This is a genomic window from Pseudomonas sp. P4_B3, from assembly GCF_056402295.1.
In genome coordinates, this window is record NZ_JBFUHR010000008.1 from 146611 (window position 1) to 162466 (window position 15856).

Annotated in this window: 15 protein-coding genes; 10 read left to right on the top strand and 5 right to left on the bottom strand. The window is 61.3% G+C overall.

The features are described 5' to 3' along the window. Window positions 1-169: 169 nt before the first annotated feature. From AC1DWG_RS11935 to AC1DWG_RS11955, 5 genes are all read left to right on the top strand, one after another. A complete protein-coding gene (locus AC1DWG_RS11935; protein WP_477764497.1) occupies window positions 170-1660 on the top strand; it encodes an aldehyde dehydrogenase in 1491 nt (496 codons plus the stop codon). A gap of 21 nt (window positions 1661-1681) precedes the next feature. Then, window positions 1682-3052 carry an aspartate aminotransferase family protein gene (locus AC1DWG_RS11940; RefSeq protein WP_477787839.1) on the top strand — a complete coding sequence of 457 codons (1371 nt, stop codon included), beginning with the start codon at window positions 1682-1684 and terminating at the stop codon, window positions 3050-3052. 393 nt (window positions 3053-3445) lie between these two features. Further along, complete coding sequence (locus AC1DWG_RS11945; protein ID WP_057400544.1) at window positions 3446-4432, top strand: ABC transporter substrate-binding protein; 987 nt, start codon at window positions 3446-3448, stop codon at window positions 4430-4432. A gap of 8 nt (window positions 4433-4440) precedes the next feature. Further along, window positions 4441-5244 carry an ABC transporter permease gene (locus AC1DWG_RS11950; RefSeq protein WP_007990681.1) on the top strand — a complete coding sequence of 268 codons (804 nt, stop codon included), beginning with the start codon at window positions 4441-4443 and terminating at the stop codon, window positions 5242-5244. Further along, window positions 5232-6065, top strand: coding sequence for an ABC transporter ATP-binding protein (locus tag AC1DWG_RS11955; RefSeq protein WP_007975815.1), 834 nt, complete (start codon window positions 5232-5234; stop codon window positions 6063-6065). Before AC1DWG_RS11950 ends, AC1DWG_RS11955 begins: the two co-directional genes overlap by 13 nt. Before the next feature lie 129 nt (window positions 6066-6194). Here AC1DWG_RS11955 and AC1DWG_RS11960 read toward each other — a convergent pair whose 3' ends face one another. Together AC1DWG_RS11960 and AC1DWG_RS11965 are read right to left on the bottom strand one after the other, a co-directional pair. After that, complete coding sequence (locus AC1DWG_RS11960) at window positions 6195-7274, bottom strand: endonuclease/exonuclease/phosphatase family protein (RefSeq protein WP_477787840.1); 1080 nt, start codon at window positions 7272-7274, stop codon at window positions 6195-6197. A 66-nt stretch (window positions 7275-7340) separates the two neighbouring features. After that, window positions 7341-8015 (bottom strand): YciC family protein, encoded by a 675-nt coding sequence (locus tag AC1DWG_RS11965; RefSeq protein ID WP_477764500.1) that lies wholly within the window; start codon window positions 8013-8015, stop codon window positions 7341-7343. Window positions 8016-8194: 179 nt separating this feature from the next. On the opposite strand from AC1DWG_RS11965, the gene AC1DWG_RS11970 reads away from it, so the two are divergent. The 3 genes from AC1DWG_RS11970 to AC1DWG_RS11980 all read left to right on the top strand — a co-directional run bounded on the left by AC1DWG_RS11970 (window position 8195) and on the right by AC1DWG_RS11980 (window position 10215). Then, window positions 8195-8977, top strand: a complete 783-nt coding sequence (locus AC1DWG_RS11970; protein WP_477764501.1) for a DUF2076 domain-containing protein — start codon at window positions 8195-8197, stop codon at window positions 8975-8977. Between the two features lie 124 nt (window positions 8978-9101). After that, window positions 9102-9581, top strand: a complete 480-nt coding sequence (locus AC1DWG_RS11975) for a LabA-like NYN domain-containing protein (RefSeq protein WP_007990686.1) — start codon at window positions 9102-9104, stop codon at window positions 9579-9581. 22 nt (window positions 9582-9603) lie between these two features. Further along, window positions 9604-10215: a 3'-5' exonuclease gene (locus AC1DWG_RS11980; protein ID WP_477755002.1), complete on the top strand. Its 612-nt coding sequence runs from the start codon at window positions 9604-9606 to the stop codon at window positions 10213-10215. Between the two features lie 138 nt (window positions 10216-10353). Here AC1DWG_RS11980 and AC1DWG_RS11985 read toward each other — a convergent pair whose 3' ends face one another. Beyond that, on the bottom strand, window positions 10354-10806 hold the full coding sequence (locus tag AC1DWG_RS11985; RefSeq protein WP_007990688.1) for an Lrp/AsnC family transcriptional regulator: 453 nt from the start codon (window positions 10804-10806) through the stop codon (window positions 10354-10356). A gap of 165 nt (window positions 10807-10971) precedes the next feature. On the opposite strand from AC1DWG_RS11985, the gene yedA reads away from it, so the two are divergent. Beyond that, the gene (gene yedA / locus AC1DWG_RS11990; protein WP_477787841.1) at window positions 10972-11904 is read left to right on the top strand and encodes a drug/metabolite exporter YedA; all 933 of its coding nucleotides are present in this window, start codon (window positions 10972-10974) and stop codon (window positions 11902-11904) included. A 65-nt stretch (window positions 11905-11969) separates the two neighbouring features. Beyond that, window positions 11970-13310 (top strand): DEAD/DEAH box helicase, encoded by a 1341-nt coding sequence (locus AC1DWG_RS11995; protein ID WP_477787842.1) that lies wholly within the window; start codon window positions 11970-11972, stop codon window positions 13308-13310. A 117-nt stretch (window positions 13311-13427) separates the two neighbouring features. Here AC1DWG_RS11995 and AC1DWG_RS12000 read toward each other — a convergent pair whose 3' ends face one another. Together AC1DWG_RS12000 and AC1DWG_RS12005 are read right to left on the bottom strand one after the other, a co-directional pair. Further along, window positions 13428-14669: a TIGR03862 family flavoprotein gene (locus AC1DWG_RS12000; protein WP_477787843.1), complete on the bottom strand. Its 1242-nt coding sequence runs from the start codon at window positions 14667-14669 to the stop codon at window positions 13428-13430. A 220-nt stretch (window positions 14670-14889) separates the two neighbouring features. Continuing rightward, entirely contained in the window at window positions 14890-15810 is a 921-nt protein-coding gene (locus AC1DWG_RS12005; RefSeq protein ID WP_477787844.1) for a histone deacetylase family protein, read from the bottom strand. Window positions 15811-15856: the final 46 nt, after the last annotated feature.

Sequence of the window (15856 nt, forward strand, 5' to 3'; positions counted from 1 at the left end):
CCGCTCGGGCAGCGATTTGTTGTGATTGAACAATAACCACATGCTGCGCCAGAAGGGAGATTGGCTACGTAGTTTTTTCTTGGCCTGCGAACACATTTTTACTGGTTTTCCACCGCTTGGGCCTGAGCGACTATCCAATACACAAGAATGTCCTCTGGAGCATCTGAACGTGTTCGAGCTTGAGTATTGGCAACGCAAAGTCGCATCCCTGCGGTTTCCCGACCATGCCGTGATCGACGGCCAGCACCGTGGGGCGCAGTCGGGGCAGACTTTCGCCGCGATCAACCCCGCCACCGGTCAATGCCTGGCAAATGTCGCGGCATGTGGCGAGGAAGACGTGAACGCGGCGGTGCGTAATGCGCGGCAGGTCTTCGAGGCGGGTACCTGGGCGGCGCGCTCACCGACCGAACGCAAGCAAGTGCTGTTGCGCCTGGCCGACTTGATTCTCGAAAACCGTGAAGAGCTGGCACTGCTCGATTCGCTGAACATGGGCAAACCTGTCGCCGATGCCTACAACATCGACGTGCCGGGTGCCGCTGGAGTGTTCCGCTGGTACGCCGAAAGCCTCGACAAACTCTACGATCAGGTCGCGCCGAGTGCGCAGAACGTGCTGGCGACCATCACCCGTGAAGCCCTGGGCGTAGTGGCGGCCGTGGTGCCGTGGAATTTCCCCCTGGACATGGCTGCGTGGAAACTCGCCCCGGCCCTGGCCGCCGGTAACTCGGTAATCCTCAAACCGGCCGAGCAGTCGCCTTTTTCTGCCCTGCGCCTGGCGGAGCTGGCGCTGGAAGCCGGTGTACCAGCGGGTGTGTTGAACGTGCTGCCGGGCCTTGGCGAGCAGACCGGCAAGGCCCTCGGCCTGCACCCGGACGTCGATTGCCTGGTGTTCACCGGTTCCACCGAAGTCGGCAAGTATTTCATGCAGTACTCGGCCCAGTCGAACCTCAAGCAAGTGTGGCTGGAGTGCGGCGGCAAGAGCGCGAACCTGGTGTTCGCCGATTGCCAGGACCTGGATCTGGCGGCCGAGAAAGCCGCGTTCGGCATCTTCTTCAATCAGGGCGAAGTCTGTTCGGCCAACTCGCGGTTGCTGGTGCAGCGTTCGATTCATGACGAGTTCGTCGAACGCCTCAAGGCCCAGGCCGAACGCTGGCAGCCCGGCGATCCGCTGCACCCGTCGAGCGCCGCCGGGGCCATCGTCGACAGCCGTCAGACCGCGCGCATCATGAAATTCATCCAGCAGGCCGAGCAGCAAGGCGCGACCAAGGTTTGTGGCGGTCGGCAGTCGATCTTCAACGGCTCGGACAACTTCATTCAGCCGACGATTTTTACCGGCGTGACCCCGGACATGCCGCTGTTTCGCGATGAAGTGTTCGGCCCGGTGCTGGCCGTCACGGCGTTCGACGACGAGGCCCATGCCTTGCACTTGGCCAACGACAGCGTCTACGGGCTGGCAGCTTCACTGTGGACCGACGACCTCAATCGCGCCCATCGTGTGGCCCGACAATTGCGGGCCGGTACGGTGTCGGTCAACAGCGTTGATGCACTTGACGTGACCGTGCCTTTTGGCGGCGGCAAGCAGTCGGGTTTCGGCCGCGACCTGTCCCTGCATTCATTCGATAAATACACCCAGTTGAAGACCACCTGGTTTCAATTGCGCTGATAACAAAACGGAGAACTGGCGATGACCACACCACGTGAAACCCGCGACTACCAGGCCGCCGACGCTGCGCACCACATCCATGCGTTCGTCGATCAGAAAGCCCTCAATGACGAGGGGCCACGGGTGATGGTCCGTGGCGAGCGCCTGCACCTGTGGGACAACGATGGCCGGCGTTACCTCGACGGCATGTCCGGGTTGTGGTGCACCAACCTCGGTTACGGGCGCAAGGACCTGGCCCTCGCGGCGAGCCAGCAACTGGAGCAGCTGCCGTACTACAACATGTTTTTCCACACCACCCACCCGCAGGTGATCGAGCTGTCCGAGCTGCTGTTCAGCCTGCTGCCGGGTCACTACAGCCACGCGATCTACACTAACTCCGGCTCTGAAGCCAACGAGGTGTTGATCCGCACGGTGCGTCGTTACTGGCAGGTGCTCGGCAAGCCCGAGAAGAAAATCATGATTGGCCGCTGGAACGGTTACCACGGTTCGACCCTGGCCGCGACGGCGCTCGGCGGCATGAAATTCATGCACGAAATGGGCGGCATGATTCCGGACATCGAGCACATCGACGAGCCGTACTTCTTCGCTCACGAGGGCAACCTGACGCCGGCCGAATTCGGTCTGCGTGCGGCACAGCAACTGGAAGCGAAGATTCTCGAACTGGGGGCGGACAAGGTCGCTGGCTTTATCGCCGAACCGTTCCAGGGCGCTGGCGGCATGATCTTCCCGCCGGAAAGCTACTGGCCGGAAATCCAGCGCATTTGCCGCAAATACGACGTGCTGCTGTGCGCCGATGAAGTGATCGGCGGCTTCGGTCGTACCGGCGAATGGTTCGCTCACGAGTACTTCGGTTTCGAGCCGGACACCCTGTCCATCGCCAAGGGCCTGACCTCGGGCTACATCCCCATGGGCGGCTTGATCCTGTCGAAAAAAATGGCCTCGGTGCTGGTGGAGCAGGGCGGCGTGTTTGCCCACGGCCTGACCTATTCCGGGCACCCGGTGGCGGCGGCGGTGGCGATTGCCAACCTCAAGGCCCTGCGCGATGAAGGCGTGGTGACGCGGGTCAAGGATGACATTGGTCCGTACCTGCAACAGTGCCTGCGCGAAGTGTTCGGCAAGCACCCGCTGGTGGGCGATATCCAGGGCACGGGCATGGTCGCGGCGCTGCAACTGGCTGAAGACAAAACCAGCCGCAAGCGCTTTGCCAACGAGAACGACATCGCCTGGCGCTGCCGCACCATTGGTTTCGAGGAGGGGGTGATCATTCGCTCGACCTTGGGCCGGATGATCATGGCGCCGGCGTTGATTGCCAGCCGTGAAGAGATTGATGAGCTGATCAGCAAGACCCTGAAAGCGCTGGATCGTACGGCGCAGGAATACGGCCGGCTCTGATCTTGCTGGAAGGTCCTGCGGACCTTATCGCGAGCAAGCTCGCTCCCACATGGAACTGAGTTGATCCCAATGTTGTGGTCAACCTGGAACCCCTGTGGGAGCGGGCTTGCTCGCGAATGCTATGGCCGATTCAACACATTTTTACCGCCTTGCACCCACCTCGGGCATCCCCGCCCACAGCGCCCTTTCGCGGTGCGCGCTAACGAGTTTTTTCATCGTTCGCATCCACATATTTCCTCATTTTCCTAATCCCGCCCTTGGGCCAACATCGATCTCGCCAGCCCGCCGAATGCTGCCCGCCGAAGGGTCCCCGAGAGACCACAGGTTGCAGCCGATTCAGGGCTCGCCGTACTGCCCATGACAAAACTAAATCAACAGCTTTGGGAGTGCTCCATGATCAAGTCCTTGCTTACGCGCGTTGCCCATCCACTGGCGGTCACCGCCATCGCCGCGACGGTCGCCACCAGCGCCCAGGCCGGCACCCTGTCCATCGGTCATACCACCTGGGTCGGCTACGGCACCCTGTACCTGGCCCAGGACCTTGGCTACTTCAAGGAAAACGGTTTGACCGTCGAGTTGCCGGTGGTCGAAGAAGCGGCGATGTACATGGCCGCACAAGCTTCCGGCGAGTTGTCCGGCTCGGCGTCGACCATCGACGAGGTGCTCAAGTACCGTCCGCAATTCTGCTTCAAGGCTGTGGCCGCACTTGATGACAGCCATGGTGGCGACGGCGTGCTGGTGGGCAAGGACGTCAAGAGCCTGCAGGAGCTCAAGGGCCAGGCCGTGGCAGTAAACGAAGGTTCGACTTCGCAATTCTGGTTGTCGTATCTGTTGAAAAAGAACGGCATGAAAATGAGCGACATCACTGTGCAGAACATGACGGCCGACGACGCCGCCACCGCGTTCATCGCCGGTCGCGTACCGGCTGCCGTGACTTGGGAACCTCACCTGTCGATGGTTCGCGACAAGCAGCAGGGCAAGGTGCTGATCGACAGCAGCAGCACACCGGGGGTGATCGTCGACGTTGTTGCACTGAACTGCACCGTGATCGAAAAGCAGCCGGAAGACGTCAAGGCACTGGTGGCCGGTTTGTATAAAGCCGTGCAGTACACCAAGGATCATCCACAGGAAGCCTACAAAATCATGGCCAAGGGCGTTGGCGGTTACCTGGCCGATCCGAAGGAGCTGGAAGCCGCCGCCCAGGGCGTGCGCTTCTACGATCAGGCCATGAGCGAAAAACTTCTGGGCGCACCGGGCAAGCCGGGTGACAGCGCGCCGCTGATCAAGCTGGCCAACGAGACCGCCAGCGAGCTGCAAGGCAAGCCCTACAACGTCAGCAATGACGACCTGATCGACAACCGCTTCGTCACCCCGCTCTAGGAGGCTGCATGTTCAAGCGCAATTCATGGCTGAGCCGCTGCATCACGCCCAAGACCGGTTTGCCGGTCTCGGTGATCTGGAGCGCGAGCGGTCTTGCCTGGGTGCTGTTGGTCGGCCTGTGGGCCGGCTTGTCCTACGGTGGCGTGGTGCCGGGCATGTTCCTGCCGACGCCGGGCGCGGTGGTCGAGGCCGCCGTGCGCCTGGGGCGCGACGGCACCCTCGGCCAGCATGTGTGGGCCAGTGTCGAAGTGGTGATGGTCGGTTTCATCGTGTCGTCCCTGGTGGCGGTACCGCTGGGACTGCTGATGGGCAGCTTCCGCATCGTCCAGGCGTTCCTTGAGCCACTGGTGAATTTCATTCGCTACCTACCGGTGACCTCGTTCGTGCCGCTGTTCATCCTGTGGATCGGCATCGGTCTGGAGCAGCGGGTGTCGGTGATCATCTTCGGCGTGTTCTTCCAGCAACTGGTGATGATCGCGGACGTGTCCAAAGGCATCTCCAAGGACCTGATCAATGCCTCCTATACCCTCGGTTCGAACCGTCGTGACGCGGTGCTGCATGTGATCGCCCCGGCGTCCCTGCCGGGCGTGCTCGACACCTTGCGGGTGACCATGGGCTGGGCCTGGACTTACCTGGTGGTGGCTGAACTGGTCGCCGCTTCCAGTGGCCTGGGTTACCTGAGCCTCAAGGCCATGCGTGGCTTTCAGGTGGATGTGATTTTCCTGGCCATCGCGATCATCGGCCTGCTGGGCCTGGTCACCGATCAACTGTTCCGTTTCCTACGTCTGAGGATCACCGCATGGGCTCAGTAACCGCCGCCACTCATCGTTTTGTTGCCCCTCAGGCTGCCCCGGTGAACGCCCCTCGGCTGCAAGTGGACAAGGTCAGCCTGCGTTACAAGAAACCCGATGGCGGTACCTTTACCGCGTTGGAGGAAGTGTCGTTCGAGGTGCCGGACCAGCAATTCGCGGTACTGGTGGGGCCTTCGGGCTGCGGGAAGTCGAGCCTGCTATACCTCACCGCCGGCCTGGCCGAACCGACATCAGGCGAGATTTACGTCGGCGGCCAACAGGTGGAAGGCCCCGGTGCGGATCGCGGCATGGTGTTCCAGAGCTACACGTTGTTCCCGTGGCTGACGGTGCGCCAGAACGTCGAGTTCGGCCTCAAGCGGCGCGGCATGCCAGCGGCGCAACGCAAGGACATCGTCGATTACTACGTCAATGAGGTGGGCCTGAGCGGCTTTGCCGACAACTACGCCAAGCAGCTGTCTGGCGGGATGATGCAACGCGTGGCGATTGCCCGGGCGCTGGCGAACGACCCGCAGATCCTGCTGATGGACGAACCCTTCGGCGCCCTCGACAGCCAGACGCGCCTGCAAATGCAGCAGTTGTTGCTGCGGGTGTGGGGCAACAGCAAGAAGACGGTGTTGTTCGTGACCCACGACATCGACGAGGCGATTCTGCTGGGCGACCGTGTGTATGTGATGGGCGCCAGGCCGGGGCGGATCAAGCAGATTCTGGACGTGCCGATCGAGCGTCCACGTAACCTGGACATGGTCATGGAGCGCTCGTTCATCGAGATGAAACGCGAGATCTTCGGGCTGCTGCATGATGATCTGGAGGAGGTGCATTAAGTCGCCAATGCACACCCCTGTAGGAGCTGGCTTGCCAGCGAAAGCGGTGCAATAAACGACATTGATGTTGGATGTACTGGCCTCTTCGCTGGCAAGCCAGCTCCTACAAGGTTTTGTGTTGATTCGGAATCAGGGCGCAACCGGCAACAGGAACCGCGCAATCACCGGCAGGTGATCGGAGATGCGCAACGTATCGTCCTGCCGCACCATCGCCTCCACCCGTTTGATCCGCGGGCTGTAGAACAGGTAGTCGACGGTCCGGTCCGGTCCGTTCAGCCCGGGATCGTTCGGGTAATGGGTCAGCCAGCGTTCGCGGTCGATACCACTGGCTTCGTTGTTGCTCGGGATCATCGGGTACTTGTCCCACAGCAGGTGTAGCGGGCTGTCGGCGGAGTAGGGTGCGCGTTGCGCATCGGACAGGCGCCGATACTGGCCCAGCGGTAACAGGTTGAAGTCCCCACCGATCAGCCACGGCGTGCCACGGCTTTCGAGTTTATCGAGGGCCCTGGCCACGGCGGTCACCTGGTTTTGCAAGGTATTGTCAGCTTGGGTGGCGCGGTCCAGATGGGTATTGAGCACCGTTATTTGTCCGCCATCACTCAACGGCAAGTAGCTCACCAGCAAGGCGTCTTTGGGTTTGAATTGGCTGCTGACCGGATTTCCCGAGGCGATGGGCAGTTGCAGCCGTTCGGCATGTTCGATCTGGTAACGGCTCAGGGTCGCCAGTTGCCGGCCGACACTGCCGAAAATGTGCGTGTTCGGCACGAAGTCGGCCTTCCAGTCGAACGCGCTGGTGCCACAGGGATACAAGTCGGTGAGCCGTTCTTGCAGCAGTTTGAACTGGTGCTGGTAATCGCTGGCCTTGGCGCCGTCGTCCAGTTCCTGCAACAGCACGATGTCCGGCTGTTCGTCGCGAATCACCCGCGCCACTTCGTCGAGGCTGAAAGCCATGTCTTCCGCTGTGGGACGTTCGTCGGTACCGGCGGCCAGGTCATTCCAGAACACGTAACGCTTGCCGGCAAGGTACTGGACGTTCCAGGTCATCACCTTCAACGCCTGCCCGGGGACCAGGGTGGGTGCCTGGGCGTTGCAACTGACTGGCAAAACTTCTTTGGCGTCGGGGCGCCAGGTCAGGCTGTAGATCATCACGGCGATCAGGCCGATCACGATCAGCAGGCCCAGCAGGGTGTAGCGCAGTAGACGGGTCATGGCTCGGCTTATTGGCGTTACAAAATTGTTCCCGAGCATACCCGAGAGCGATGGTCGCGCCCAAGGTCAGAGCGAGCTGTCATTTCTTTCAGTCAACGGGTTGATCAGCATGAACAGACGGAACAGCACCACGCTGGTAAACAGCTGCAGGAAACTGTGGGCGCTGTCGATAAGCAGCGAGATCACCGGGTTTTGCGGTTCCGGATACACCGCCAGGGTGGCCCCCTTGAGCAGCCACAACGGCCCCATCACACTCAGGATGCACAGCAGGATGCGCAGAAAATGGCCGCGGGTCATGCGCAGGCTTTCCTTCATGGCCGCCAGTGGCGCCAGGCCGCGCAACACCAGCAGGTATTCGCCAAACGCCAGGGTCACCATCAGGTAGATACCCGGCAGGAAGTACAGTGACAGGCCTAGCAGAATCAGCACGGTATTGAGCGCCGTCAGCAGGGCGAAGCGTGGCCACAGGCTCGCCGCCGTCGCCAGCAGGTCGCGGTTGCGCGGCGACTCGCCGCGGCTGCGGGCGTCGAGAAACAGAATCAGCGCGGCGGTGTACAGCGGGTACACCAGCAAGCCGACGATCACGCTGATGCCGGGGAAACTGTCCGGCTCCGTGGAGTGGTCGACCACTTGTTGCAGCAGCGCCTCAAGCATCACCAGCGGCAGGCACAGCTGCACGATCTGGCCAAGATTGCGCTTGAAGAAATACAGCGAGTCACGCAGGACATCTAACGGATTCATCAGTGGGTATCGCAGGTTGGAAGCAGTCGCTCACTTTAACCGATCAAGTGCTCGGGGACGCAAACGTAAACGTTCGGTAAAGGTCATTGAAACATCTTGTTTCAGCCTCCATTAAGGTCGAGCACCTTATCCTCAGTGGAAAAGGGCAACGATTTCCCCCGGCAATCTACGAGGTCGCCATGAACAGCGAAGAACAAACCCTGATCGATGGACTGTTTTCCCGGCTGCAACAGGCCGAAACGGACTCAGCCCCGCGCGACGCCCAGGCCGAGGCGCGGATCAAGGAACACCTGACGCGCCAGCCGGCGGCAGGTTATTTCATGACCCAGGCGATTCTGGTGCAAGAGGCGGCGATCAAGAGCCTCGACGAGCAGAACCAGCAACTGACCCGGCAAGTCCAGCAGTTGCAGGCCGAATTGCAACAGGTCAAGGCTCAGGCAACCCCGGCTCCGGCTCCGAGTAGCGGTGGCTTTTTGTCGAGTATTTTTGGTGGCGCTTCCCGTGATCCACAACCGGCACCGACCCAGAGCGCGCCGCCATCGAGTGGTGGTTGGCGTGAGCCGGGGCGCTCGTCGTTCGGTTCGCAACCGCCACAGCAGAACTTCGGTGCCCCACAGCAGAACTTTCCACAGCAAGGCTATGCGCCGCAACAGCAGGCTCCGGCAGCGGCCGGCAGCAGTTTCCTCGGTGGTGCGCTGAAAACCGCCGCCGGCGTGGCGGGTGGCGTGATGCTGGCGCAAGGCATCAGCAGCCTGTTCCATCACAATCAGCAACCGGAAGTCGTCGAAGTCATCAAGGAAGAGCCGGCCCAGGTCAATGACCAGGGCAACAATGGCTGGGGCGATGACCAGCGCATGGCCGGTAACGACTCCTACGGCAACGATCAGGGCGGGTTCAGCGACGCCGACTACAGCGATGACAACTCATCGTTCTTCGGCGGCGACGACGATTCCTTCGTCTGACACATATGTGGCAAGGGAGCTTGCTCCCTTGCCACATAGCTGATTATTCGCGGAACAATCCTTTGGGCTGGCATACTGGGCGACCTTTCGGGCCTGGTGCCTGATTCAGCCTTGAGGAAAGCCGGTGAAAAAAATCGCAGTGTTCGCCGATGTCCAGAACCTCTACTACACCGTGCGTCAGGCTTATGGTTGCCACTTCAACTACGCCGCACTGTGGGCTGACATCAGCAAACAGGGCGAGATCGTCGAAGCCTACGCCTACGCCATCGACCGTGGCGACAGCAAACAGCAGCAGTTCCAGCAGATCCTGCGCAACCTCGGTTTCACCGTGAAGCTCAAGCCGTACATCCAGCGCAGCGATGGTTCGGCCAAGGGCGACTGGGACGTGGGCATTACTCTCGACATCATGGATGCCGCCGACCATGTCGATGAAATCGTCCTGGCCTCCGGCGATGGTGATTTCGACATGCTGCTGGAACGCATCATCAGCAAGCACGGGGTGCAGGCGGTGGCCTACGGCGTGCCGGGCCTGACGGCGAACTCGCTGATCCGCGCCGCCAGCCGTTACGTGCCGATCGAAGGCGCGTTGTTGCTCAAGAATTGATTTTTACGGAGTTGAACCAGGTTTGGAACGCATAGCAGTCATCGACTTCGAAACCACCGGGATCTCCCCGAGCAGCAGCTGCCGGGCCACGGAAATTGCCGTGGTGATCCTTGAACAGGGGCGCATCGTCGAGCGTTACCAAAGCCTGATGAACGCCGGTGTGCGCGTCCCGGCCTTCATCGAGCAACTCACCGGCATCAGCAACGCCATGCTGCGTACGGCGCCGTCGGCGGAGCAGGTGATGAACGAAGTGAATGAATTCGTCGGCACCACGCCACTGCTGGCGCACAACGCCGCATTCGACCAGAAGTTCTGGGACTTCGAACTGGGGCGAATCAAACGCACCCGCTTGCAGAACTTTGCCTGCTCGCTGCTACTGGCCCGCCGGCTGATGCCCGCCGCGCCGAACCACAAGCTCGGCACCCTCACCACATTCGCCAACCTGCCCCACACCGGCAAGGCCCACCGGGCCATGGCCGATGCCGAGATGGCCGCCAACCTGACGGCGCACCTGGCCGAGGAGTTGCGGCACAAGCATGGCTTGCGCGAGCTGTCCCATGACTTGTTGTGCAAATTGCAGAAAGTGCCGGCGGCGAAGGTGAACGAACACCTCAAGCGCTATCGCGGATTCTGAATACATCGCAAATCCCTGTAGGAGCTGCCGAGTGAAACGAGGCTGCGATCTTTTGACTTTGATTTTAAAGATCAAGATCAAGAGATCGCAGCCTCGTTTCACTCGACAGCTCCTACGGTCCTACAGTCCTACAGAAAGCTATTTGCCATTACCTTCGATATGCCCCAACGGCACCCGCTTCTCGATGGCGCTGGACAACACAATCGACGTCTTGCTGAACCCGAACGTTGCGATCCGGTTGATCAGTTCTTCCAGCTCCGGCATCGAGCCCACAGCCGCTTGCATGATCACGCATGGGTCACCCGTCACCCGATGGCATTCGGTCAATTGCGGGATTTTGATCAGGTCGTCGTAGGCTTTCTGGTTGCCGTGCTGGTTCAGGCGCAGTTCGATCACGCACTGGATCGGCAGGCCGAGCTTGGCCATGTCGACCTTTGCCTGATAGCCGGTAATCACACCGCTGGCTTCGAGCTTGGCCACGCGCTCGGCCACGGCCGGGGCGGACAGGTTGACCTTGCGCGCCAGGTCGGCGTAGGACGCGCGACCGTTTTCCAGCAGGGCGCTGAGCAGCATGCGGTCGTACTTATCCATCGGGGTGACTCCTGAAAATGGCCGACTTTCGAAAACACGGTTTATAGCGCTGAACTCCGTGTTTTGAAAAGTGTACTGGCGCTTTAAACAGGTTTTGTAACTTATTTTTCGACGCTGGCCTTTCTAGAATAGCCGTTCACTTGTCCTTGCCTGTGAGCTGCCCCCATGTCCGGCCCTCGTCGCTTTCCCTTACCCTTGATCGCTGCCTTCTTCGCCTTGTATGTGATTTGGGGCTCGACCTACCTGGTGATCCGCATCGGCGTGGAGTACTGGCCGCCGTTGCTGCTTGCGGGCATCCGCTTCGTGATCGCCGGAACCTTGATGTATGGCTTCCTGCGCTGGCGCGGGGCGCCGGCACCGACCTGGGCGCAATGGAAGGCCGCGGGGATGATCGGCGTATTGCTGCTGGCGTGCGGTAACGGTGCGGTCAGTGTGGCCGAGCATACGGGCGTGGCCTCTGGGGTGGCCGCTTTGGCAGTGGCGACCGTGCCGCTGTTTACCTTGCTCTGCGGATATTTCTGGGGCGCGCGTAATACCCGTCTCGAATGGGCCGGGATTGTGCTCGGCTTGATCGGTATTGCCATGCTCAACCTCGGTTCCAACCTGCAGTCGAGCCCGTTGGGCGCGGCCCTGCTGATTTTCGCGGCGGCAACCTGGGCCTTTGGCTCGGTGTGGAGCAAACACTTGCCGTTGCCTCAAGGCGCAATGGCCAGTGCCGTGGAAATGCTGGTGGGCGGCGTCGTGTTGCTGATCGCCAGCGCAGTCAGCGGTGAACACCTGGAAAAGATGCCGCCGATCGAAGGTTGGGCCGCGTTGGCGTATCTGACCGTGTTCGGTTCGATCATCGCCTTCAACGCCTACATGTACCTGTTGAAGCACGTGCGTCCGGCCGCGGCCACCAGTTATGCCTACGTCAACCCGGCGGTGGCTGTGTTGCTGGGGATCGTGTTCGTCGGCGAAACCATCGGTATTGAAGAAGCCCTGGCGATGGCGGTAATCATCAGCGCCGTAGTATTGATTGGCCTGCCGCAGTGGCGTCGCACGCCAGCGCGGCCAGTGGTGGCGAAGGTAGTACCGACAGAATCCCGTGTGAATTAGGGTAAACTGCGCGCCATTGCACACTCGTTTTGCACAACTGCGCTGAATTTTCCTACGGTACTCCCATGACTTTCGCCACCCTTGGCCTGATCGAACCCTTGCTGCGCTCCCTCGAGACGCTCGGCTACCAGACTCCGACGCCGGTTCAGGCGCAAGCCATTCCGGCGGTGCTGGCCGGTCGCGACCTGATGGCCGCGGCCCAGACCGGCACCGGCAAGACCGCCGGTTTCGCCCTGCCGCTGTTGCAACTGCTGGCCATGGAAGGGCCGAAAGTCACTGCCAACTCGGTGCGCGCGCTGATCCTGGTGCCGACCCGCGAACTGGCCGAGCAGGTTCACGAAGCCGTGCGCCAGTACGCCGAAAACCTGCCGCTGCGTACTTACGCGGTGTACGGCGGCGTCAGCATCAACCCGCAAATGATGAAACTGCGCAGCGGTGTCGATCTGCTGGTGGCGACCCCGGGCCGCTTGCTCGACCTGTTCCGCCAGAACGCGCTGAAGTTCAACCAGTTGCAGACCCTGGTGCTGGACGAAGCCGACCGCATGCTCGACCTGGGCTTTTCCGAGGAACTGGCGAACATTTACCGCGCGCTGCCGAAGAAACGTCAGACGTTGCTGTTCTCCGCGACCTTCTCCGATGATATCCGCCTGCTGGCCGGGCAAATGCTCAACGACCCGCTGAGCATCGAAGTCAGCCCGCGCAACGTCGCGGCCAATACGGTCAAGCAATGGATCGTGACGGTGGACAAGAAGCGCAAGCCGGAACTGTTCGTGCACCTGATGCGCAAGGGCAAGTGGAAGCAGGTGCTGGTGTTCGCCAAGACCCGCAACGGCGTGGACGCGCTGGTGGATAAACTCCAGGGTCTGGGCATCAACGCTGACGGCATCCACGGCGACAAACCCCAGGCGACTCGTCAGCGCGCACTGGACCGCTTCAAGGCGAGTGAAGTGCAGATCCTGGTCGCCACCGATGTGGCGGCCCGTGGCCTGGACATCGAAGACCTGCCGTTGGTGGTCAACTTCGACTTGCCGATCGTCGCCGAAGACTACATCCACCGCATTGGTCGTACTGGCCGCGCGGGTTCGACGGGCGAGGCGATTTCCCTGGTCTGCGCCGATGAAGTGAATCTGCTGTCGGCTATCGAGATGCTGACCCGCCAGACCTTGAAGCGGCAGAACGAGCCGGACTTCGAGCCCGAGCACCGCGTACCGGACACCGATGCCAGTGGCCAGGTCGTCAAGAAGCCGAAGAAACCGAAGAAGCCCAAGGCTTCCGGTGGTGGCGGTGGTAAACGCAATCTGGGTAAGTGGGTGGATAGCGGAGAGGTTGCGCCGGCGGAGCCTTCGATCAAGCCTGTGCGCAAGGTGCCGGTGTTCAATACCGGGCCGCGTAAGCGTAAGCCTTGATTACCTGCGGCGTCTGTTAAGCCGCCTTCGCGAGCAGGCTCGCTCCTACAAGGGGTCTGCGTTGTTCACAAATCCCCTGTAGGAGCGAGCCTGCTCGCGAAGGGCGCGCCGCGGTCTTCAGCCTTTGTGCTTCAACCACTCCACCATCCCCAACCCGGCCGCTCGCCCACTGGCGAAACACGCGGTCAGCAGATAGCCGCCGGTCGGCGCTTCCCAATCGAGCATTTCCCCGGCGCAAAACACGCCAGGCAGTTGCTTGAGCATCAATCGCTCATCCATCGCCTCGAACAACACACCGCCAGCGCTGCTGATGGCCTCATCCAGTGGACGGGTTTTCACCAGCGTCAGGGGCAATGCCTTGATCGCGTTGGCCAGCAAGGCCATGTCAGCAAAGCAGTCGACGCCGGTCAGTTCACGCAATAGCGCCGCTTTGACCCCATCGATACCCAACTGACTGTGCAGGTGCTTGGCCATGGAGCGCGATCCCCGGGGTTTGCTCAACGCCGCCATAACTTTATCCACAGGCCGGCCCGGCAACAGGTCCAGATGAATCGTTGCCGAACCGTGCCGGTTGATCGCCTCGCGGATCGCTGCCGACAGGGCGTAGATCAGACTGCCCTCGATCCCGGTGGCGGTAATCACACATTCGCCGAGCCGCGGCACGTCATCGTTAAGGCCAATGGCGATGTTTTTCAGCGGCGCGCCAGCGAATTTGCTGACCATCAATTCGCTCCAGGCCTGTACCTCGAAGCCGCAATTACTGGCTTGCAACGGCGCCAGTCCCACGCCGTGTTGCTCCAGCGGCAACATCCACGCGCCGTCCGAGCCCAGCCGCGACCAACTGCCGCCACCGAGGGCGAGCAGGGTGGCATCGGCTTGAACGGTCTTTTCGCCTTCCGGGCTGTCGATGCGCAATCCGCCACGCTCGTCCCAGCCGAGCCAGCGGTGGCGGGTGTGGATAACTACGCCGCTGTCGCGCAGACGCTTGAGCCAGGCGCGTAGCAGCGGCGCGGCTTTCATGTCGGTGGGGAATACCCGGCCGGAACTGCCGACGAAGGTTTCGATGCCTAGCTCGTGAATCCATTGGCACAGCGCATCGGCACCGAAGCCGCGCAGCAGCGGGGCGATCTGCGGGGCGCGTTCGGCGTAGCGCGAGAGAAACGCCGGGTAGGCTTCAGAGTGAGTGATGTTCATGCCGCCGACGCCGGCCAGGAGGAATTTTCGTCCGACCGAAGGCATGCCGTCGTACAGGTCGACCTTGATCCCGGCCTGGTTCAACACTTCGGCCGCCATCAGACCGGCGGGGCCGCCGCCGATGATGGCGACGTGAGGGGGGAGGGCTGGCGAGGATTGGGTCATGGGGTGCGCTGCGGTCTGACGGAATAAGCCGCGCATTCTACCAGCCCCATCCCCTGTAGGAGCGAGCCTGCTCACTCCTACAGGGTTTAGAGGTGTCTTTGAAAGGGTGGTTAAAAAACGACCATCTCTCTGTAGCCTATAAGTCGTGTGGCCTGTAGTCCCTTTCACTCAGGTTATCCACAGGCAGTTCCACAGGCATTGTGGGTAAAGCATCCACAGCTCAGTGACAACCTGATGACTGCCAGACGCGTTGCGCACTGTGATGAAGGATGCCGTGACGGCGGGCCAGGGCCTGGCGGTCCTTGCTGTAGCCACCGCCGATTACCCCGACCAGCGGAATGTCGCGACCCAGGCAATGGCGCATCACGCTTTCATCGCGGGCGGCGACGCCTTCGTCTGTCAGCTTCAGATAACCCAGTGCGTCGTCCTTGTGCACATCGACTCCGGCGTCATACAGCACCAGATCCGGTTGGTAGAGCGGCAGCAGGTAGTTGAGTGCATCGTCCACCACCTTCAGGTAGTCGGCATCGCCCATGCCGTTGGGCAGCGCAATGTCCCAGTCGCTTTCGGCCTTGCGTGCGGGAAAGTTCTTCTCGCAGTGCAGGGAAACGGTCAATGCTTCCGGGGTGTTGTGCAGAATTCGTGCAGTCCCGTCGCCCTGATGCACGTCGCAATCGAAGATCAGTACCCGGTTCACCCTTCCACTTTCCAGCAGGTAATGGCTGATCACCGCCAGGTCATTGAAGATGCAGAACCCGGCCGGGTAGTCGTAGTGCGCATGGTGGGTGCCGCCCGCCAGGTGACAGGCCAGGCCATGCTCCAGCGCCTGCTCGGCGGCGAGCAACGAGCCACCGACCGCCCGCACCGTTCGCCGGGCCAGGGCTTCGCTCCAGGGCAGCCCGAGGCGGCGCTGGTCTTCGCGGGATAATTCGCCACTCATGTAGCGTTCGATATACGAAGGGTCATGGGCGAGGGCGAGAATCTCTGCGGGGCATAGATCCGGGCGCAACAGGTCGGCGTCGCGGGTCAGGCCGCTGTCCACCAGGTGATCGCGCAACAGGCGGAACTTGTCCATCGGAAAGCGGTGATCCGCCGGAAACTCGGGGCTGTAGTCTTCGTGATAAATCAGCGGGAGCGGCATGATGATTTCATTCAGGAATGAGAGAAGGATCCTACCAGCGTTGTAG